The organism is Roseburia sp. CLA-AA-H209 (assembly GCF_020687575.1).
GTDB classification, from domain to species: Bacteria; Bacillota; Clostridia; order Lachnospirales; family Lachnospiraceae; genus Roseburia_C; species Roseburia_C amylophila.
Map to the genome: position 1 here is coordinate 158628 of NZ_JAJEQU010000004.1, position 20032 is coordinate 178659.

Here is a 20032-nt window from a genome sequence, read left to right on the forward strand (position 1 = left end):
ATGGGAGAGACAGTAATTTCAATCAAGGATTTGAGCAAATCATTTGGGAATCATGAGGTTTTAAGAAAAATAGATATTGATATAGAAGCAGGAGAAATTATCTGTATAGTTGGTTCTTCCGGTTCCGGAAAATCAACGCTGCTACGGTGTATCAATAAACTGGAGCGGCAGACCTCTGGTAAAATCCTTTACCATGATAAGGAAGTCCGGAATGTACAGAAGGACATCAATGAATACCGCTCCAGGGTGGGAATGGTATTTCAGTCCTTTAACCTATTTAACAATATGACTGTATTGCAGAACTGCATGCTCTGCACCAGAAAAGTGCTTCATATTTCCAAAGAAGAGGCATTTAACCGGGCAATCACACATTTAAAGGATGTAGGAATGGCTCCTTATATCAATGCAAAACCATCACAGCTTTCCGGAGGACAGAAACAGAGGGTTGCCATTGCAAGGTCTCTTTGCATGAATCCGGAAGTACTTCTTTTCGATGAGCCGACTTCTGCACTGGACCCGGAAATGGTAGGAGAAGTATTAAATGTTATGAAAGAGCTTGCCAAGACGGGACTTACAATGATTATTGTTACTCATGAGATGGCATTTGCAAGGGATGTGTCCACCAGAACCATTTTCATGGATTCCGGCTATGTGGCAGAGGATGCAGCACCATCCGAACTGTTTACCAATCCGAAGAATCCGAGAACACGGGAATTCTTAAGTCGTTATTTAGCAGGTTAAAGGAGGACAGAAAATATGGAGAATTTTGTAATAACCTTTGCAAGAGGATTCGGAACAGGTGGAAAGGCGATTGCTTCCCAGCTGGCAAAGGAGTTAGGTATTCACTGTTATGAAAACCGAATCTTAACACTGGCAAGCCAGCTCAGTGGACTGGATGAGAATATTTTTCAGGAAGTAAATGAAAAAATGAGGGAGACCAGTGGATTTTCCAGCTTTTTAAGAGGGCTGCCACGGTCAAGACGTTACATTTCCAGAAATGAAAAATTCGTATCGGATGACAAGCTGTTTGAATATCAGAGTGAAATTATCAAAGATCTGGCAGAAAAAGAGTCCTGCGTCATCGTCGGAAAATGTGCCGATTATGTACTGAAGGGCAAACCAAATGTGGTGAGCATCTATATTGAGGCACCGAGAGCATTCTGCGTGAACCGTACCATGGAAAATATGGGTGTGACCGAAGAGGTTGCTAATGCAACCATAGAGCGGACGGATAAATTCCGGGCAGATTATTATGAATATTACACCCATGGAAATTACTGGACAAACCCGGTCAATTATGACATGACATTAAACAGTGAGCGGGTCGGCGTGCAGAACTGTGTAAAAACCATTGAGCAGTACCTGATTATCAAAGAGCTGATTACACCGGATATGATACATCCGGCAGGAGAATTAAAATAAGAGTTTGGGATAAGAGTTTGAAGTAAAAAGTTTGAAATAAAAGTTCAAAGTAGGAACAGAGTTGGAAAATTAGAAAAAGACAGAAAAAAGCAGGAACACCGAAACAGGAACGGAGCTCCTGCTTTTTTGCGGCAATAAGAAAATGCTGGTGACAGCTTCCACAGGGATTGTTTTATTGCGAATAAACTGGATTTTATATATAATGAAGTAAAACAACTCGGGAGAAAAATTGATGGAAGCAGGAATGATTACGACAGTGCTTTTGGTAGCATGTGCAACTATATGTATTGGCGTTGGTATCTTTTATTTTTTTATTAATAATACGAAAAACAAGGGGCGGATTTGTATCCTGCTTCTGGGAATAGGAGGAGGAATCTGGGCACTGGGTTCAGCATTGTATGGAAATTGTACGGATGACAGATTGGCACAGGATTTCTTTTGCATGACAATTGTGGGCTTTAATTTATATGTCATTGCGATTGTAATTTATGTGGCGTGTCTGACTGGTGTAAAAATAAAGGGATATGGCCTGATGGTTGGATTAGGAATACTGACATCTCTGGTGGATGGTGTTTCTTTTGGAAGTATGCGGATCCGCCATTTTTACAGGGTCAATGGAAGAACCTGCTTTACCACAGAATTTCATGGCAGCGTGTTTTATCACTGGATGTATATTATGCTTTGCTTTTTGTGCTGCATCTATATTGTACTATATTGGTCGAAGAAAATTATGCGTAAAAGTCAGAGAAAATATGTGGCATATATCATTCTGGGAAATACAATTATGCTTCTTTCGGCAATTCCGGATACGGTGTTGCCATTTTATGGAATTAAATCTTATCCCAGTTCGGTTTATGGTGTAACAGTTTCATTTTTAATGACTGTATTTTTTAGTATCCGGTATGATACTTTTGGAATATCAAAATTAACAGTTTCAGATTATCTGTTTAATCAGATTGACTATGGTGTGATGGTATATGATTATCAGAGAACACATATTTTACATAATACAAATGCAGAAGTGTTGTTTGGCGCAGATGTGGAACAGCCTTTTGAAGAACTGGTAGCCTGCGGGGGCAAAAAGGAAGAATTTGCAGAACAGCTTTATCAGGGAAAATTAGAGCACTGCAAGGTGAAATGCCTGCAGGGCAATCAGATTTTATCGGTAACGTCTTCGATGGTCTGCGATGAATATGGCGAGATGCAGAACACTATCGTAACACTGGTGGATATTACTTACGAAGAAGAACTTTTAGAGCGGCTCCGGGTGTCAGACCGGGCGAAGACCGATTTTCTTACGAATATGTCCCATGAAATCCGTACGCCAATCAACGGTATTATGGGAATGAACAGTATCCTGCTCCGGCAGATTGATACGCTGCCAAGGGAGAAGATTGCAGAGTATGCAGGAAATATGCAGCGGGCCAGCAGAACCCTGCTTGCCATTGTAAATGACATTTTGGACATTTCCAAAATTGAATCCGGAAAGATGGAGCTGCTTTGCGAGGGTTATGAGCTGGCTTCCCTCATTAACGACTGCTATACGATAGTTGCCTCTAACTGCAAGAAAAAGAATCTGGATCTGTATATGGAAATTGATGAGAATCTTCCATCCATTTTATATGGAGATGATGTCCGCATCCGCCAGGTTGTAAATAATTTCCTGTCCAATGCGGTAAAATATACCAAGCGTGGTCATGTAATTTTAAAAATTTCTTATAGCAGGATAGACGAGGAAAATATCAACCTGCGTATCGATGTAAAGGACAGCGGAATTGGAATCCAGAAGAAGGATATGGAGAACCTTTTCCAGAATTTCACAAGATTAGAAGAGCATAAGAACCGCAATATCGAGGGAACCGGACTGGGACTGAGCCTGACGAAACGTCTGGTAGATATGATGCACGGAGAAGTGCTGGTAGAAAGCCGGTATGGTGAAGGCTCAACATTTACGGCAATTATACCGCAGAAGGTCATCTGCGAAGATGGCATTGGTGATATGAAGCAGATTTTCGAAAACTATGAGCTTTCTGTCGGTGCTATGATGCCGGTACCCCAGTTTGCCGGCGTGCATATCCTTGTGGTGGATGATATGGAAATGAACCGCATTGTGGCAAAAGAGATGCTGCTGCAGACTGGTGCAATCGTGGATGTGGCAGGCAGTGGGGAAGAAGGACTGACTCTGATGAAAGAACAGCACTATGATCTTATTTTCATGGATCAGATGATGCCGGATATGGATGGCATTGCCACCTTTGAGGAAATGAAGCGAATGAATCATCAGAATAAAACTACACCGGTAATTGCCATGACAGCCAATGCGGTAAAAGGAGCAAAGGAAATGTATCTGCAGCATGGATTTGCCGATTATATTTCCAAACCGATTTTTGAAGAGAAGATGTGGAAGATACTGGAACGTTTTCTGGTGGACAAGCAGACAGAGGCAGTGGAAAAGAAAAATTCTGACGGTGGAGCAGATGAAAATAAGAAATCATTGCAGGAGCGTTTTCCGTATCTTGATACGAAGCAGGGAATGTCCGTATGCATGGGAGATGAAGCGTTTTATTTTAAGATATTAAAAGTCTATCTGAAAGATGAGATGGTGGATACTCTGCAGCAGGATTATGAGGCAGGGGACTGGGCGCAGTATCAGATTCATGTGCATGGACTGAAAAATATGTCTGCGAATATCGGAGCCATGGAGTTGTCTGGGCAGTTTAAGGGATTAGAGTATGCCATCAAGAATCATGACATTCCGGATACGGTTTATATCCGAAGTCATCATGATAAAGTAATGGAGGCATACCAGGAGCTCTTACGGCGGCTGGAGCGGGATATCTGAGAAGTGACAAGGGATAACTGCTAAATGCTGCAAATGATATTTATTTTACGCCTGCTTTACAAGGGCAGGGTATTAAAGTTTACATAGTTTCATTATCCTTAACATAACTCTTTTTTCGGGAAAAAAGGATGAGATGGTACATGCAAAAGAAAAATGGTATAAGGAGAGATTGAGGTATGAAAGAACATAAATATGTAAAGCACAGTGATAAACAGCGTTTCCTGATTTTAGAGACAGCGGAACAGTTGTTTATGGAATATGAGATAAAAGAAATCAGTATGAGCCGGATTGCACAGGAATGTGGGATAACAAGGGCAACACTGTATCGCTATTTTGAAAACAGGGATGAAATTGTCTGGGAAATCTATATTCATTTTAGTGAAAAAGCATTAGGCAGTATTTTAGAGAGGATGAGAGAACCGGAATATACTACCTGTGAGAAAATGGCAATTTATCTGCGGGGACTGGTGGATGTTTATCTTCAGATGCCGGAGTATTATAAGTTTTTCTTTCATTTCAGCAAGGAATATTTAAATAATCAATTATATCCGGATACGGAGTATACAAGAGAACTGTATGAGACAACGGGAATGACATCAGGTGCCATGGTAGGAAGTCTGGTGGAGAACTTTGAAGATGGTTCCGTAAGAGAAGGATTGAAGAAGACAGAGACAGGAATATCCGTTGTTTACGGGGCACTTGGGGCATTGCAGATTATCTGTGGTAACAGTGATGCAATTCCTGTAAAATATGGAGTTCCTGCAATTGATGTGCTGGTAGCAGCTATGAATACGCTTTTGGAAGGAGTTCGAAATGAGAACTATCATTCTGCCTTAGTAGAACATATTTGGGAAGGAATTCAGCAGGAAAAACTTAAATAAGAGAAAAATGACAGCAGAAGAGAACTGGTGTAATACAACATGGTATTACGCCAGTTTTTTCTATGCAAAAATCGTAAAGAGAGCTTTGGGCAGTTGACATTCATACTCGTAAAACTTAAAACAGTAAAAATTAAACAGTGTGTATATTTTACATGAATTTAACATAAAACAGTGTGTATATTTTACGGAGCCTCTTTATACTCCATATTGTAAACGAAATGGTTAAGAGAATACAGGAGGAACAAGATTATGGAAGCTATTCGATTTGCACATGTTTCGGATACACATCTGTGTAAAGATTATGGAAACAGTTCCATGAAGGATGTGTTTGAAAAATGTGAAAGTCCATCGAATACGTTAAGAAACTGTCTAGAAAAGTTAGAGCAGCAGAAACTGGATTTCGTATTATTTACCGGAGACTTGATTCATGAAGGAACAAAAGAAGATTATGATTACTTCTTTGAGATTGTAAAGGAGTCATTGCCGACTACCAAGGCAGTATATGCACTGGGAAACCATGACCGGAAGAAGCCATTCTTTGAGAGTATGGGATTGGAAGAAAAAACAGCCTATTGCCATGTGGAAGAAATTGCAAATTTAAGAATTGTAGTTCTGGATTCAGCAGTAGAAGGGCAGGAAACAGGAACTATCAGCAAAGAACAGGAAGAATGGCTTGCAGGAATTCTAAAGAATAAAACAACAGAATATGGAACAATTCTGGCATTTCATCATCCGATTGTGTGGCGAACAGATGCATTCTCCATGCAGGTCAGTGATGAGTTGAAGGAAATAATAAAAAACAGTGATGTAAGAGCAATTTTCTGTGGCCATACGCATGAAAACAGCGTGGATTTTCTGGAAAAGATACCACAGCTTACAGCAGATTCTACAGCATTTGGTTCAGAAATTACACCGGAGAAATTCTGCATGGTGGAGAAAACCGGCTATAGCATTTATACATTTACAAAAGACAGCTGGCAGATGCATGTAGAGCAGGCAAAGGAGCAGAAAGTGCTTGCAGCAATAGATATGGAAGTGTTGATGAAACTGATGAAGAAAAGAGGAGAACAGTAAGATGAAAAAATGGAATAAGATAATTGCATTAGGAATGGCAGCATGTATGATGGTTCCGGCTATGATGGGATGTGGACCATCCGGAATCAAGAGTGATAATAATGAAGTACAGGATACAACAGCAGAAAGCAGTGAAGTGTCATTTGATGATAACCTGTTAGATCCGGAAAATCCGGTAAAGGTAACTTTCTATAGTTACAGTTTAAATTATCCGAGTATGAAGGATGGAATGGAACATCTGATTAATGAATTTAATGATACGATTGGAAAAGAAAAGGGTGTTATCGTGGAAGGCGTTCCGGATGACATGACAAAGTTTAAGACAGATATTCAGGCGGGTAATCAGGTAGATATTATCCAGCATACATTTGGAACACTGGATAGCTCTAGAGAATCCTTAGGAATTCAGGCATATGAAGATGTATTTCCGGAGGATGAATTAAAGGCACACTTTGAAGGAATTTCTGAGAATGCATTAAGCCTTGGAAAAATTGATGGCAAGACCTATGGACTGGCATTTACATTCAGTACACCGATTCTTTACATCAATGGAAAATTATTTGAAGAAGCAGGGTTGGATCCGAACCAGCCACCAAAGACCTGGGATGAAATGCTGGAAATGGCAAAAACCATTAAGGAAAAAACAGGCGTGGATGGATTTGGACTGGCTCCGGACAATGGCTGGGTAACAGAAGGTATTGTATATACAGCTGGTTCAGATATGGTAAATGAAGATAAAACAGAAGCTGTATTTGCAAATGATAATACCGTAAAAGCATTTGAATTATGGAAAGAATTCTATACCGAAGGATGTGCTGCAAAGGGAACTGATTCTGAATTATCACAGCAGTTTATGGCAGGAAATCTTGCTATGCATATTCAGTCAACTTCCATGTTAAGTGGATTTAAGAGTGCATCTGAAGCAGGCGACTGGGAATTATATGGGGCAGCAATGCCTGGATTAAATGGCAATGATGCAGTACCGGTTAACTCAGGAAGCTGTCTTGCAGTCCGCCCGGACAGCGAGCAGAAAGCACAGGCAATCTGGGAATTCATCAAATATGCAACAGGAAATGATGGTTATACCATTATTACATCGGAAATCGGATACTTACCACTGCGTACCGAACTGGCAGACGACCCGAAATACTTAAAATCTTATGTAGATGAAAACCCATTGTTAAAAATTAACCTGGAACAGTTGAAAGAAATCCGCCCGGTAACAATCTGGCCTGGAGATGTGGCAACAGAAGCATTCACAATTTTCCGTGATGCAACAGTAGAAGCTATTACAACGGATGCAGATGTAAAAGAAGTATTAGACAAAGCACAGGATGATATCAACCAGCTATTACAGTAAAAGAGGAAAAACAGATGCATACAGGCGTAAGTACAATTGGTTTAGAAAATAAAAAAGTATTAGGAAAGGAAGCTGCTCTTAAGAAAGCCGGAGCGGCTTTCTTAAAACAGAAAAAGAAGGCAGAAAAACTGAAGCCATATCTGTTTCTGGCACCAGCTATTCTTATGATTTTATTCTGGCATTATAAACCACTGTTAGAAACCATCCAGTATAGTTTGTACAAATGGAGTATGGTTCCGGGTACGGTGCCGGAATATGTAGGATTACAGAACTTCCAGAAATTGCTGACGAATAAGGATTTTGTTCCGGCATTAAAAAATACATTGTTTTATGTGCTTGGAATGTTACCATTTTCCATTATTCTGCCAATCTTTATTGCAACGGCTACACAGGATTTGAATAACGCGGCAAAGAGAATTTACCGGACATTATTCTTTATTCCTATGATTATGGCACCGGTGGCAGTCAGTGTTATTTTCCAATGGTTGTTACATCCATCAAATGGTCTTATCAATCATTTATTACAGGTTTTTGGAATCACAACGGAAAATATCGCATTTTTCTCCAACCAGAAATATGCTATGCCAATGATTATTCTGATTTCCGGATGGAAAATGATAGGTTTTAGTACACTGATGTTTTCTTCTGCATTAAGCGGAATTGATACCCAGTATTATGAAGCATCTAAAATGGATGGTGCCGGACGGTTCCGGAGCTTTATTCATATTACGATTCCATTATTATCTCCAACAATCATGATGATGCTAATGATGAGTATTCTGTTTTCAAGTCAGTGGTCTTTTGCATACATTGATGTGCTGACGCAGGGAGGACCATTCTCTACTTCAACGAATATTTATTATATGATGTATAAATTTGCATTTGGAGATATGAATGTAGGTGCCTGTGCGGCAGCGGCAACCTTGTTCCTGGTAATCTTTGGAATTATTGCACTGATGTTGCAGAAGCTTTCGGACAGAGTGGCATTTTATGATAATTAGGAGGTGAATGAGATGAGAAAAAGTATCAGTACTGTTATGAAACACCTGCTTTTGATTGCATTGTCATTCTTTGCAGTATTTCCACTTTATTGGATGATAATATCCTCCTTAAAGGGAGAATCGGAAATTTTTAATTATCTCCCGTTGCCAAAGAAATTCTCACTGGAAAATTATTTTTATGCATTTACCCAGATGCCGATTTTAAAAATGATGGGGAAATCTATTGCAATCAGTGCAGCAGAAACTGCATGTCAGCTGGTGACATCCGTGCTTGCAGCATATGGATTGATGCGTTGGAATTTTAAAGGGAAAAAGTTGATTTATGGAATCCTGACACTGACCTGGCTGATACCATTTCAGGCAATTATGGTGCCAAATTATACCTTGGTTAACAATCTCGGATTAAATGGAAATATTCTTGGAATTATTCTGCCTTATGCGGCATCTGCATTTGCATGTATTTCCATGTATCAGGCATTTGAATCTTTTCCAAGGGCATTGATTGAAGCTGCAAGAGTGGATGGAAGCGGGGAACTCCGGATTATGTGGAATATTGTAATACCGACAATGAAAGCATCCATTTCGTCACTGGGAATTCTTTTATTCATTAATTCCTGGAATGATTATATGTGGCCAATGCTGTTGTCAAAGAGGCTTGAAGATGCACCACTTCAGATAGGCTTAAAAATGTTTGTAAGTTCGGATGTAAACTTATGGGGCTCGCTGATGGCAGCAACAACAGTATCCTGTATACCGATTCTGGTATTCTATCTGGTAATGCAGAAAAATATTGTAAATTCTTTTATGAAATGGGGGTTAAAATAGTGCAGCAGGAAATTGCAAAACCATTAAATCTCAAAGGAGCTCATAATGTACGTGATTTGGGCACTTATGAAAATAAATCCCATCAGCCGTTAAGAAGACATCAGTTTTTGCGGGCAGACAGTCTGCATCAGCTGGATGAGAAGGATAAGGAGACACTGCTTTCTTATGGCGTAAAAGCAGTGATTGATTTACGTAGCAGAATGGAGCGGGAAAAGGCACCATGTGCGTTAGAACAGGATGAAAAAGTAGATTATTATAATATTCCGATGCTGGATGAAATGAATTCGTCCGGATTTCAGGGGAAAATGCCGGAGAGCATGGGAGCATTATATGTTCAGTTACTGGAACATTCCAAGCGAGAGTATGCGCATATTTTCCACACCATGTGCCGATATCCGGAGGGGTGTGTATTGTTTAACTGTACAGCCGGAAAAGACCGCACAGGAGTGACAGCCATGTTGCTGCTGAAACTGGCAGGTGTGGAAGATGACATTATCGTAAAAGATTATAGTGTCAGTGAACAGTATATGAAGGAAGTATTTGATAGACAACGGGAACAGATGAAGCAGTATGGAGTAGAAATCCCGGAGTATATGCTGAAATCACCCCAGGAGGAAATGCAAAAGACACTGGCATTCTTCCAGCAAAAATATGGCACGGCGGAACAGTATTTTACGAATATCGGAATGACGGAAGATGAGATAGGAATACTGAAAAGAAAATTGTGTGCATAGAAAAAATATTACATAGAAGAAATTTTACATAAAAGAAATGATAACATGGCTTTATCTAATAGGATGAAGCCATGAAGTATTTTCAATACCTTTTCCATATGATAGAATAAGAGCAGTTCAAAGGCTTGTGTGTCAGCAGAAAAGTGGAAAGGGACAAACATGGTAAAAATCGACTTAATTACCGGCTTTTTAGGTTCCGGTAAAACAACATTTATAAGAAAATACGCCCAGTATCTGATGGAACAGGGCATGAATATTGGAATCTTGGAGAATGACTATGGCGCAGTAAATGTGGACATGATGCTGCTGCAGGATTTGATGGGAGATAACTGTGAGTTGGAAATGGTAGCCGGAGGCTGTGATAAGGACTGCCACAGAAGACGTTTTAAGACAAAGCTAATTGCCATGGGCATGTGCGGATATGACAGAGTATTGGTGGAACCATCCGGAATTTTTGATGTGGACGAATTCTTTGATGCATTGCGGGAAGAACCGCTGGATCAGTGGTATGAGATTGGAAATGTAATTGCAATCGTAGATGCCAAGCTGGAAAAAGAGCTGTCCGATGAGGCAGATTTTATTCTGGCATCAGAGGTGGCAGATGCAGGCTGCATTCTATTAAGCCATGCCGATGAAGCTACAGCAGAAGAAATGGATGCAACGGTTGCACACATCAACGAAGCATTGGAGAAGATACACTGTAAGAGAAGAATTGAAAAAGAGATTCTGCGTAAGAGTACACCGCAGCTTACTTCGGAAGATTTACATTGGATTATGAGCAGTGGCTATGTGATGGAAAATTATGAGAAAATGGATCTGGAGGAACACTCCGGTTTCGAGTCACAGTATTTTATGAATGTACCTATGACGGCAGAAAAAATGCAGAAGGTTGCAAAAGAAATCTTAGAAGACAGTTCCTGCGGAGCAGTATTTCGGATTAAGGGATTTATAAAAGCAGAAGATAATTCCTGGATACAACTTAATGCTACCCATAACGGAGTGCGGATGGAACCGATTCAGGAAGGCCAGGAAGTTATTATTGTAATCGGAGAGCATTTACAGCGGGATAGAATCGAAGCTTATATCGGAGTAGAGAGTGTATAAAGACAAAACGATACTATAGTGTACGAATGAATAATACAAATGTACAATATAATACACAAAGTAACACAATATATTCTATTAATTCTAATGAACAGACTGAAAAAAGCAGAAAAAACAGGAAAATACAACTTTTTGTAAAAAAATATTGACAGAGCAAAAAAGACGTGATATTGTATAACTGTTCAAAATAATAGACAAACAAAAGCGAAGGCGCTTACCAATCGGTAAGTGCCTTTTTTTCGCGAGTAGCGAGAAAAATCGCATGCTTGCATGCAGATTTGGCGAGCACCGCGAAAACTCTAGAAACTCGCAAAGTGTGTTTCTAGAGTTGCGAAAGAAAGTCCATTGAACAAAACAAACCGGTTTAAAGAGAAAACAAAAAAGAGTAAAGAATATGTCAAGGAGGATTCAATTATGAAATTAAAAGACACAGGATTAAGCGTACAGGACATTAAAGATAAAGTAAATAAATATATGATTGAGACTTATGAGCGTTTCGATTTTCTGGCTGAGACAGCAGAGGGCATGTACCTCTATGATGAGAAAGGAACACCGTATCTTGACTTCTATGCAGGAATCGCTGTAAACAATGCAGGAAACCGTAATCCGAAGGTAGTAGCAGCAGTCAAAGATCAGGTAGACGATATCATGCACACCTTCAACTATCCATATACTATTCCACAGGCACTGTTAGCAGAAAAAGTTTGTAAGACCATTGGCATGGATAAAATTTTCTATCAGAACTCCGGAACAGAAGCAAACGAAGCAATGATTAAAATGGCCCGTAAATATGGAATTGAAAAATACGGTCCAAATAAATATCATATCGTAACTGCTAAAATGGGATTCCATGGAAGAACATTTGGAGCAATGTCAGCAACCGGTCAGCCGGGAAATGGCTGCCAGGTAGGATTCGGACCAATGACTTACGGATTCTCCTATGCACCATACAATGACCTGGAGGCATTTAAAAATGCATGTACCGAAAATACAATCGCAATTATGATTGAACCGGTACAGGGTGAAGGTGGAGTACATCCGGCAACCATGGAATTCATGAAAGGCTTAAGAGAGTTTTGTGATGAGAAAGGAATGCTCTTATTATTAGATGAGGTACAGACCGGATGGTGCAGAACCGGTGCAGTAATGTCCTATATGAATTATGGCGTAAAACCGGATATCGTATCCATGGCAAAAGGTCTTGGCGGCGGAATGCCAATCGGTGCAATCTGTGCAACGGAAGAGGTCGCCAAAGCATTTACACCTGGTTCCCATGGAACAACCTTTGGTGGACATCCAATCAGCTGTGCAGCAGCTTTGGCTGAGGTGGGGGAGCTCTTAGACAATGACCTGGCTGGAAATGCAAAGAAGATGGGAGATTATTTCTCAGCAAAATTAGAAAAATTACCACATGTCAAAGAAGTAAGACATCAGGGCTTATTAGTTGGTGTAGAATTTGATGATACCATTTCCGGTGTAGATGTAAAACATGGCTGCTTAGACAGAAAGCTTCTGATTACAGCTATCGGTGCACATGTCATTCGTATGGTGCCGCCACTTATCGTATCCGCAGAAGAATGCGACAAGGCATATGCAATCATTGAAGAAACGGTAAAATCACTGGAAAAATAAGAATTTTAGGAATCTGTGTCCTTCAAACCGGGCACCGGAAGAATAACAGAAAGATAAAAATAAGAAACAGAAAAGACGAGGATGTCACAGAAAATAAGTGCGCCCTCGTCTTTTTTATGCAGATAGTTGTCAGGCATCCATACGAAGCTGCCAGTGGCAGGTTCGTATGGATGAGAAAAAACGCATGTATATACATTAAGGAAGGGAAGCAAAATGGAACATCTTGTTATTACAATAGGATGCGAATATGGCGCAAAAGGAAATCAGATTGGGAAAAAGGTTGCACAGGATTTAGGCATCAAGTTTTATGACCGTGAAACAGTAGATGAGATTATCAAAGAAGTAGGAATTCCCAAAGATATTATGGAAAAGGTAGAAGAAGGAGTGACCATTGCCGGTAAAGGAGCAGAAGGCGATGTCAGGGGCTCTTTCTCCAAATACGCTGATTTGACAGAACGTGCAATTCACGTCCAGAAAACAATTATTCGAAAACTCGCAGCAAGAGAGTCCTGTGTGATTATAGGACGTTCTGCTGATTATATTTTAAAAGAACAGAAACCAATATTACGCATTTTCATTTATGCACCGGATGAAATCCGGATAAAGAATGTAATGGAAAGCCACAATCTTTCGGCAGATGATGCAAAATTGCTGATTGTGGAAAAAGATAAACGTTATCACAAAAGACATATGGCACTGACCGGAAGCAATCGTGGAGACAGACATAACAGGGATATGCTGATTAACAGCGATTTGCTGGGTGTGGATGGAACTGCACAGTTGATTGAAGAAGTAGCCGGAAAAGTATTTCAGGAATAGGAGGTAGTAAATATGGAACAGAAGAAAACAGAATTCAATAAAGTATTTAATGCCTGGGATATTCTTGTCATTGCATTTGGTGCCATGATTGGATGGGGCTGGGTCGTATCCTCCGGTGGCTGGATTCAGAAAGGCGGAGTTCTTGGAGCAGCTCTCGGATTTGTTCTTGGTGGAATCATGATATTCTTTGTGGGATTGACTTATGCAGAACTTACGGCAGCCATGCCACAGTGTGGTGGTGAGCATGTGTTCAGTTACCGGGCAATGGGCTCAAATGGTTCCTTTATCTGTACATGGGCAATCGTCCTGGGATATGTCGGAGTTACCTGCTTTGAAGCATGTGCATTTCCAACGATTCTGACCTATCTCTGGCCGGGATTTTTAAAGGGATATCTTTATACGGTAGCTGGATTTGATATCTATGCTTCCTGGCTGATTGTAGCAATTATCGTTGCATTTTTAATTATGATAATAAACATTTTTGGAGCCAAAACAGCAGCTATTTTACAGACCATTCTTACTATTATCATTGGTGGAGCAGGGATTTTGTTGATTGTTGCATCCGTCATCAATGGAAGTGTGGATAATCTTAACGGACAGATGTTTGCCGGCACATCAACCGGAGGTGGAATCAAGGCAGTGCTTAGTGTTGCGGTATTATCTCCATTTTATTTTATCGGATTTGATGTTATCCCGCAGGCGGCAGAGGAAATCAATGTTCCACCGAAGAAAATTGGAAAAATGCTGATATTATCTGTTGTACTGGCAGTGCTGTTTTACTCACTGGTTATCATTGCAGTAGGTCTGGTATTAAAGCCGGATGCCATTGCAGCATCACAGACAGGAACCGGTCTTGTAACCGCAGATGCCATGGCAGTAGCGTTTAAAACATCGGTCATGGCAAAAGTAATTATTGTTGGTGGAATGTGCGGAATCATTACTTCCTGGAACTCCTTTATGATTGGTGGTTCCCGTGCTTTATATTCCATGGCAGAATCCTATATGATTCCAAGAACTTTTGCAAAACTTCATCCAAAGCATAAGACCCCGTTAAATGCATTAATCCTGATGGGAATTCTTACGATGTTAGCACCGTTTGCGGGACGTGTCATGATGGTATGGATTTGTGATGCAGGTAACTTTGGATGCTGTCTTGCTTATTGTATGGTATCCATTTCATTTCTGATTTTAAGAAAGAAAGAACCGGATATGCCTCGTCCGTATAAAGTGCCTGGTTATAAATTTGTGGGTGTAATGGCAGTTTTAATGTCAGGATTTATGGTATGTATGTACTGCATTCCGGGAACCGGCGGCAGCCTGATTCTTCCGGAGTGGTTGATGGTTGGAGCCTGGAGCTTGCTTGGAGTTGTATTCTTTGTAATCTGTAAAAAGAAATACAAAGAGTCCTTTGGCAGTCTGGTACAGCTTATTTCAGATGAAGATGCAGCAACATTGATGCCGGAGGCAGATGATGTGGAGCTGGATCAGGTAATCGATGTGGCAATCGACCGTGTATTGGCGCGGCTGGCAGGATAATGGAATGTATAGAGTGAAGAAAGCAGAATATAGAAAAGTCGAGTAGTAAGTTCTGAAAATACCGACAGAAAATGAGAGGAAAAGCTATGAACGAATTTAATTTTTCAGTACCACAGAATATTATCGTAGGAAGAGGCTCTATGGCAAAACTTCCGGAAGTTGCAAAAAAAATGGGTGGAAAGCATGCATTTATCATATCCGGACCGCATCTTAAGAAGAAGGGACTGGTGGAGAAAGCTGCAGAATCTTTAAGAGCCGAAGGAATTTTGGTGGATGATTTTACGGATATCGAAGGAAATCCTTCCGTTACAACCGTGGAAGCAGCGACAGAAGCATTTCAGGCTTCCGGTGCAGACTTTATCGTAGCTTTTGGCGGCGGTTCTCCGATGGATGTAGCAAAGGCAGTCGGTGTAGTAGCAAAATACGGTGGAAGCATTACCGAATACGAAGGAGCACATAAAGTGCCGGGCAAAATTATTCCATTGGTGGCACTGCCGACTACAGCAGGAACCGGTTCTGAGGTAACAGCATTTTCTGTAATTACTGACCACAGCAGAGACTATAAACTGACGGTATTTTCTTATGAACTGCTGCCGGCATATGCTATTCTGGACGCAGACCTGATTACAACGGCACCAGCCAGTGTGGCGGCAGCCTGCGGAATTGATGCATTTATCCATGCAGAAGAGGCGTATATTTCAACTGCGGCTTCTCCATTTTCCGATGCCATGGCAGAAAAAGCAATGGAGCTCATCGGAGAAAATATCCGGAGATTTGTGGCAAACCGCACCGATGTGGAGGCGGCAGAGGCAATGATGGTAGGCTCACTGTTTGCTGGAATTGCATTTTCTTTTGCAAGACTTGGAAATGTACATGCCATGAGCCATCCGGTCAGTGCATTTTTTGATGTGCCACACGGAGTTGCCAATGCAGTATTGCTTCCGGTAGTAGCGGAGTATAATGCCTTAGCTGACCATGGAAGGTATTATAAAATTTATAACTACATCAGTGAAATTCCGGCCCATGAAGATGAATTTGAACCGATGATGTTAGTGGATGCCATCCGTTCCTTATGCAAAGCCATCGGAATTCCGGCAAATCTTACGGAAGCCATCAATCAGGCAGGCAAAACAGGAAGCATCAGCCGGAAGACCATCGAAGAGAAAATAGAAGCAATGGCAGCAGATGCCATGAAGAGCGGCAATATTGCAGTGAACCCACGGTCATCCCGTCAGTGTGATATAGAAATGTTATACCGCAAGGCACTGTAAAACAGATATCTTTATCAAAAACATCGGTTAATATCATAAAAATTTGATGCGAAAAGTTTCAAATGGAAAGAGAGGAAAATGTATGGATTATCTGTCGCACAATGTATCGGAAAATTTAAAGAGACTGCGTCAGTCCAAGGGAATGAGTCTTGATCAGGTGGCAGAGCAGACCGGTGTAAGTAAGAGTATGCTGGCGCAGATAGAAAAGGGAACGGCAAATCCATCATTGGGTGTGCTTGGAAAGATTACAAGCGGACTGCGGATTGAATTTCAGACTTTGATTGAAGCTCCCCGTGTGGATTTCTGTCTGGTGAAGCCGGAAGAAATGATTCCAACCAAGGAACTGGAGGGACAGTATAAGGTCTTTACCTGCTTTCCATTTGAGGACTCCCAGTCCGTAGAAATCTACCGGATTGACGTAGAGCCGGGCGGTGTATACACCAGTGGAAGCCACGGCGAGCGGACGAGAGAATATATTACGGTAATTGACGGCACGCTGACCATAGAATGCCATGACCACAGCCAGAAGGTGGAAAAGAGCCAGGTCTACAAATTTGAAACAGACCAGCCGCACATTTACCGGAATGAAGGAAGTGAGCGGGCAAGCTGTATGTGCTTTTTCTTAGACTATACAAATATTCGATAAATATAGCAGGCAATTGCGAAAGAGAGATAGATTTTGCACGGAAAATATTATGTTGATTCACAGAGGATTTTCTTTATCCGATATGAAATGCCAACAGTTCTTAGAATGCGGGGTTTTCTTGCTTGTAAACTGTCTTTCCGCTTGCTTTGTCAGAATCGCTGCACCGTCCGTCGAGAGCAGATGCCCATAACAGCCCTTATCAGGCATCTGTACTTCGACGAACCGTACAGCGATTCTGACAAACATTGGAAAGACTGTTTTTATAACCAAAAGAAAACCCCGCATTTTAGAACTGTGGTATTTCGTAGCGAAAGAAAATCCACTGCGAATTAACGTAATATTATTGTGGCAACTCTTCTCAATCCCTCATTCACAATTGCCTGGAATATTTATGGAAGAAATAGAATAAAAAAATATATATTTTACAAAGATTATACAAATATCAGACAAAGCAAATCTTGACTTGATTCATTCCGAGGATTAGAATGGAAAAAGAGAATGAATCAGGAGGTGAAATGCATGGACAGTTGCGATAGTACTGGGCGAAGTAGTATCTGCGGTGGCAGACAGAAGATGATTTTGGCGCAATTGGCCATGGATTTCAGGTAAGAATCCATACAGGACAATTGCTCTTTTTACGCTGGAAATGCGATATGTGTTTCCTGTAATTGTGCGGGTATCATCGTGACTGCTGCCGCAGGAAAATGATATAAGGAGGCAGAAGCAGTGGACGAGAAATTAAAAGAGCAGAATTATGTAGAAGAGTTAATAGAGATAATCCGTAGTACGAAGAGCAATGAGGAACTGCGGGATAAATTATCCGATTATCATGAAAATGATATTGCGGATGCATTTGTGCGTCTGGACGAAGAAGAACGAAAGAGATTATACCCAATCCTGGGAGCGGAACAGGTTGCGGAAATCTTTACTTATATTGATGACCCGGATCTATATCTGAATGAATTGGATCTGGATAAAGCGGCACGGGTTATTTCCTACATGGACTCCGATGATGCGGTAGATGTCTTAGACGAACTGGATGATTCCAAGCAGGCACAGCTGGTAGAGTTGCTGGATGAAGAATCCAGTCATGACATTAAGATGATTCAGTCCTATGAGGATGACGAAATTGGTAGCAAGATGACCACGAACTTCATTGTGATTAAGAATGATCTTACCATCCGGCAGGCTATGCGGGAGCTGATTCGTCAGGCGGGAGAAAATGATAACATTTTGACAGTTTATGTTACCGATGAAGCAGGCAAATTCTATGGAGCCATCGATTTAAAGGACTTAATCATTGCCCGTGAAAATAATGCACTGGAAGATATCATCAGTACATCCTATCCGTATTTGCGGGATCATGAACAGATCAGTGAATGTATCGAGCGAATGAAGGACTATGCAGAGGACTCCATTCCGGTACTGGATGAAAATGATGAAATCTTAGGTGTTATCACATCTCAGGATATCGTAGAAGTTGTGGATGATGAGATGGGTGATGACTACGCAAAGTTAGCAGGTCTGACCGCCGAAGAAGATTTACAGGAAACGCTGGTAGAGAGTATGAAGAAACGTCTGCCATGGCTGATTATCTTACTGGTACTTGGCATGGGCGTATCTTCTGTAGTAGGAATTTTTGAGACCGTTGTAGCCGTAATTCCAATTGTCATGTGTTTCCAGTCGCTGATACTTGACATGGCAGGAAATGTAGGAACACAGTCGCTGGCTGTAACCATTCGTGTACTGGTAGATGAAAATCTTACATCAAAACAGAAACGTCATCTGGTAGGAAAAGAAATGCGTGTTGGGTTTATGAACGGGCTTTTTTTGGGGATACTGGCATTTTCCTTTATCGGATTATATGTCTGGTTGTTAAAGAATAATCCGGTGAGTCATGCATTTATTATTTCAGGATGCGTGGGCCTTGCACTGATGATAGCAATGGTAATATCAAGCCTTGTGGGAACCTTGATTCCAATGCTTTTTCATAAGATTAAGATTGATCCGGCAGTGGCATCCGGTCCATTGATTACCACAATTAATGACCTGGTAGCAGTAGTAACCTATTATGGATTAGTCTGGCTGCTGTTGATAGATGTATTGCATTTTGCATAGCATAAAACCTTAGGATGACGAGGAAATAAAGGATGAATAAAATCCAGAATATAAAAGTCCTTTTTTGGGATATTGATAATACACTGCTTGATTTTGATGCGGGAGCAGAAGATTCCATGAAACAGGCATTTGCAGATTTGGGGCTGGAGTTTAAACCGGAAATGTTTGATGTTTTTCAGGAAGAAAATCATATTATCTGGGACAAAATCGAAAAGGGTGAATTATCAAGGGAAGACCTTCCCTATGTCCGCTGGCAGATTATATTAAAACGGCTGGGATTAAAAGCCGATGGTGTGGCAATGGAGCATGTGTTCCGAAGCTATCTTCATAATAGTGCAGTGCCGGTGAGCGGTGCATTGGAAACATTGGAAGCTTTAGCAGGAAAATACATATTCTGTGCAGCAAGCAACGGACCGTATGAGCAGCAGCTAAACCGCCTGGAACGAGGCGGCATGCGTAAATATTTTACACATTGCTTTGTTTCGGAAAAGGTTGGCGTAGAGAAACCGAGCCTTCGTTTTTTTGAAAAATGTATGGAAGAATTGCCTGGAATTGAACCGGAAGAATGCCTGATGATAGGTGATTCCCTGACAGCAGATATTGCAGGAGGGCATGCTGCAGGATTTAAAACCTGTTGGTATCATCCGGAAGATGCCATAACCAATGAAAAATTAAGAGAGTTAGAGCAGCAGGCAGATTACAGAGTAGAAAAATTGGTGGATTTGACAAAAAAATTATAGCTTGGATGGGAGAGATTAACAGGAGAA

General features: G+C 41.0%; 17 protein-coding genes. All 17 read left to right on the plus strand.

Translation table 11 applies throughout. The features are described 5' to 3' along the window. Positions 1 to 741 carry an amino acid ABC transporter ATP-binding protein gene (locus tag LKD41_RS05655; RefSeq protein WP_022243679.1) on the plus strand — a complete coding sequence of 247 codons (741 nt, stop codon included), beginning with the start codon at positions 1 to 3 and terminating at the stop codon, positions 739 to 741. A 15-nt stretch (positions 742 to 756) separates the two neighbouring features. Next, positions 757 to 1422: a cytidylate kinase-like family protein gene (locus tag LKD41_RS05660; protein ID WP_227700658.1), complete on the plus strand. Its 666-nt coding sequence runs from the start codon at positions 757 to 759 to the stop codon at positions 1420 to 1422. A 232-nt stretch (positions 1423 to 1654) separates the two neighbouring features. Next, positions 1655 to 4264 (plus strand): ATP-binding protein, encoded by a 2610-nt coding sequence (locus LKD41_RS05665; protein ID WP_227700659.1) that lies wholly within the window; start codon positions 1655 to 1657, stop codon positions 4262 to 4264. Between the two features lie 176 nt (positions 4265 to 4440). Next, on the plus strand, positions 4441 to 5145 hold the full coding sequence (locus LKD41_RS05670; protein ID WP_227700660.1) for a TetR/AcrR family transcriptional regulator: 705 nt from the start codon (positions 4441 to 4443) through the stop codon (positions 5143 to 5145). Between the two features lie 249 nt (positions 5146 to 5394). Then, a complete protein-coding gene (locus tag LKD41_RS05675) occupies positions 5395 to 6219 on the plus strand; it encodes a metallophosphoesterase family protein (protein WP_227700661.1) in 825 nt (274 codons plus the stop codon). Position 6220: 1 nt separating this feature from the next. Beyond that, positions 6221 to 7579, plus strand: coding sequence for an ABC transporter substrate-binding protein (locus tag LKD41_RS05680; RefSeq protein WP_227700662.1), 1359 nt, complete (start codon positions 6221 to 6223; stop codon positions 7577 to 7579). A gap of 14 nt (positions 7580 to 7593) precedes the next feature. After that, on the plus strand, positions 7594 to 8580 hold the full coding sequence (locus LKD41_RS05685; RefSeq protein WP_227700663.1) for a carbohydrate ABC transporter permease: 987 nt from the start codon (positions 7594 to 7596) through the stop codon (positions 8578 to 8580). A 12-nt stretch (positions 8581 to 8592) separates the two neighbouring features. Further along, a complete protein-coding gene (locus tag LKD41_RS05690; RefSeq protein ID WP_227700664.1) occupies positions 8593 to 9405 on the plus strand; it encodes a carbohydrate ABC transporter permease in 813 nt (270 codons plus the stop codon). Then, positions 9405 to 10139 (plus strand): tyrosine-protein phosphatase, encoded by a 735-nt coding sequence (locus LKD41_RS05695; RefSeq protein ID WP_227700665.1) that lies wholly within the window; start codon positions 9405 to 9407, stop codon positions 10137 to 10139. The genes LKD41_RS05690 and LKD41_RS05695 overlap by 1 nt, the downstream gene beginning before the upstream one ends. 159 nt (positions 10140 to 10298) lie before the next feature. Further along, the gene (locus LKD41_RS05700) at positions 10299 to 11243 is read left to right on the plus strand and encodes a GTP-binding protein (RefSeq protein ID WP_227700666.1); all 945 of its coding nucleotides are present in this window, start codon (positions 10299 to 10301) and stop codon (positions 11241 to 11243) included. A gap of 414 nt (positions 11244 to 11657) precedes the next feature. Continuing rightward, positions 11658 to 12875 carry an aspartate aminotransferase family protein gene (locus LKD41_RS05705; protein WP_117697227.1) on the plus strand — a complete coding sequence of 406 codons (1218 nt, stop codon included), beginning with the start codon at positions 11658 to 11660 and terminating at the stop codon, positions 12873 to 12875. Positions 12876 to 13088: 213 nt separating this feature from the next. Then, positions 13089 to 13694, plus strand: a complete 606-nt coding sequence (locus LKD41_RS05710) for a cytidylate kinase-like family protein (protein WP_022243674.1) — start codon at positions 13089 to 13091, stop codon at positions 13692 to 13694. Between the two features lie 12 nt (positions 13695 to 13706). Next, positions 13707 to 15230, plus strand: a complete 1524-nt coding sequence (locus tag LKD41_RS05715; RefSeq protein ID WP_117946084.1) for an APC family permease — start codon at positions 13707 to 13709, stop codon at positions 15228 to 15230. A gap of 86 nt (positions 15231 to 15316) precedes the next feature. Then, positions 15317 to 16501: an iron-containing alcohol dehydrogenase gene (locus LKD41_RS05720; protein WP_227700667.1), complete on the plus strand. Its 1185-nt coding sequence runs from the start codon at positions 15317 to 15319 to the stop codon at positions 16499 to 16501. An 82-nt stretch (positions 16502 to 16583) separates the two neighbouring features. Beyond that, positions 16584 to 17147 carry a helix-turn-helix domain-containing protein gene (locus LKD41_RS05725; RefSeq protein WP_117841435.1) on the plus strand — a complete coding sequence of 188 codons (564 nt, stop codon included), beginning with the start codon at positions 16584 to 16586 and terminating at the stop codon, positions 17145 to 17147. 726 nt (positions 17148 to 17873) lie between these two features. Further along, on the plus strand, positions 17874 to 19265 hold the full coding sequence (gene mgtE / locus LKD41_RS05735; protein WP_227700669.1) for a magnesium transporter: 1392 nt from the start codon (positions 17874 to 17876) through the stop codon (positions 19263 to 19265). Positions 19266 to 19297: 32 nt separating this feature from the next. Next, positions 19298 to 20005 (plus strand): YjjG family noncanonical pyrimidine nucleotidase, encoded by a 708-nt coding sequence (locus LKD41_RS05740; RefSeq protein ID WP_227700670.1) that lies wholly within the window; start codon positions 19298 to 19300, stop codon positions 20003 to 20005. Positions 20006 to 20032: the final 27 nt, after the last annotated feature.

What these genes read in the sequence shown, in the direction of transcription:
- LKD41_RS05655 (WP_022243679.1), top strand. Translation starts at nt 1, where the DNA reads ATGGGAGAGACAGTAATTTCAATCAAGGATTTGAGCAAATCATTTGGG.
- LKD41_RS05660 (WP_227700658.1), top strand. Translation starts at nt 757, where the DNA reads ATGGAGAATTTTGTAATAACCTTTGCAAGAGGATTCGGAACAGGTGGA.
- LKD41_RS05665 (WP_227700659.1), top strand. Translation starts at nt 1,655, where the DNA reads ATGGAAGCAGGAATGATTACGACAGTGCTTTTGGTAGCATGTGCAACT.
- LKD41_RS05670 (WP_227700660.1), top strand. Translation starts at nt 4,441, where the DNA reads ATGAAAGAACATAAATATGTAAAGCACAGTGATAAACAGCGTTTCCTG.
- LKD41_RS05675 (WP_227700661.1), top strand. Translation starts at nt 5,395, where the DNA reads ATGGAAGCTATTCGATTTGCACATGTTTCGGATACACATCTGTGTAAA.
- LKD41_RS05680 (WP_227700662.1), top strand. Translation starts at nt 6,221, where the DNA reads ATGAAAAAATGGAATAAGATAATTGCATTAGGAATGGCAGCATGTATG.
- LKD41_RS05685 (WP_227700663.1), top strand. Translation starts at nt 7,594, where the DNA reads ATGCATACAGGCGTAAGTACAATTGGTTTAGAAAATAAAAAAGTATTA.
- LKD41_RS05690 (WP_227700664.1), top strand. Translation starts at nt 8,593, where the DNA reads ATGAGAAAAAGTATCAGTACTGTTATGAAACACCTGCTTTTGATTGCA.
- LKD41_RS05700 (WP_227700666.1), top strand. Translation starts at nt 10,299, where the DNA reads ATGGTAAAAATCGACTTAATTACCGGCTTTTTAGGTTCCGGTAAAACA.
- LKD41_RS05705 (WP_117697227.1), top strand. Translation starts at nt 11,658, where the DNA reads ATGAAATTAAAAGACACAGGATTAAGCGTACAGGACATTAAAGATAAA.
- LKD41_RS05710 (WP_022243674.1), top strand. Translation starts at nt 13,089, where the DNA reads ATGGAACATCTTGTTATTACAATAGGATGCGAATATGGCGCAAAAGGA.
- LKD41_RS05715 (WP_117946084.1), top strand. Translation starts at nt 13,707, where the DNA reads ATGGAACAGAAGAAAACAGAATTCAATAAAGTATTTAATGCCTGGGAT.
- LKD41_RS05720 (WP_227700667.1), top strand. Translation starts at nt 15,317, where the DNA reads ATGAACGAATTTAATTTTTCAGTACCACAGAATATTATCGTAGGAAGA.
- LKD41_RS05725 (WP_117841435.1), top strand. Translation starts at nt 16,584, where the DNA reads ATGGATTATCTGTCGCACAATGTATCGGAAAATTTAAAGAGACTGCGT.
- LKD41_RS05740 (WP_227700670.1), top strand. Translation starts at nt 19,298, where the DNA reads ATGAATAAAATCCAGAATATAAAAGTCCTTTTTTGGGATATTGATAAT.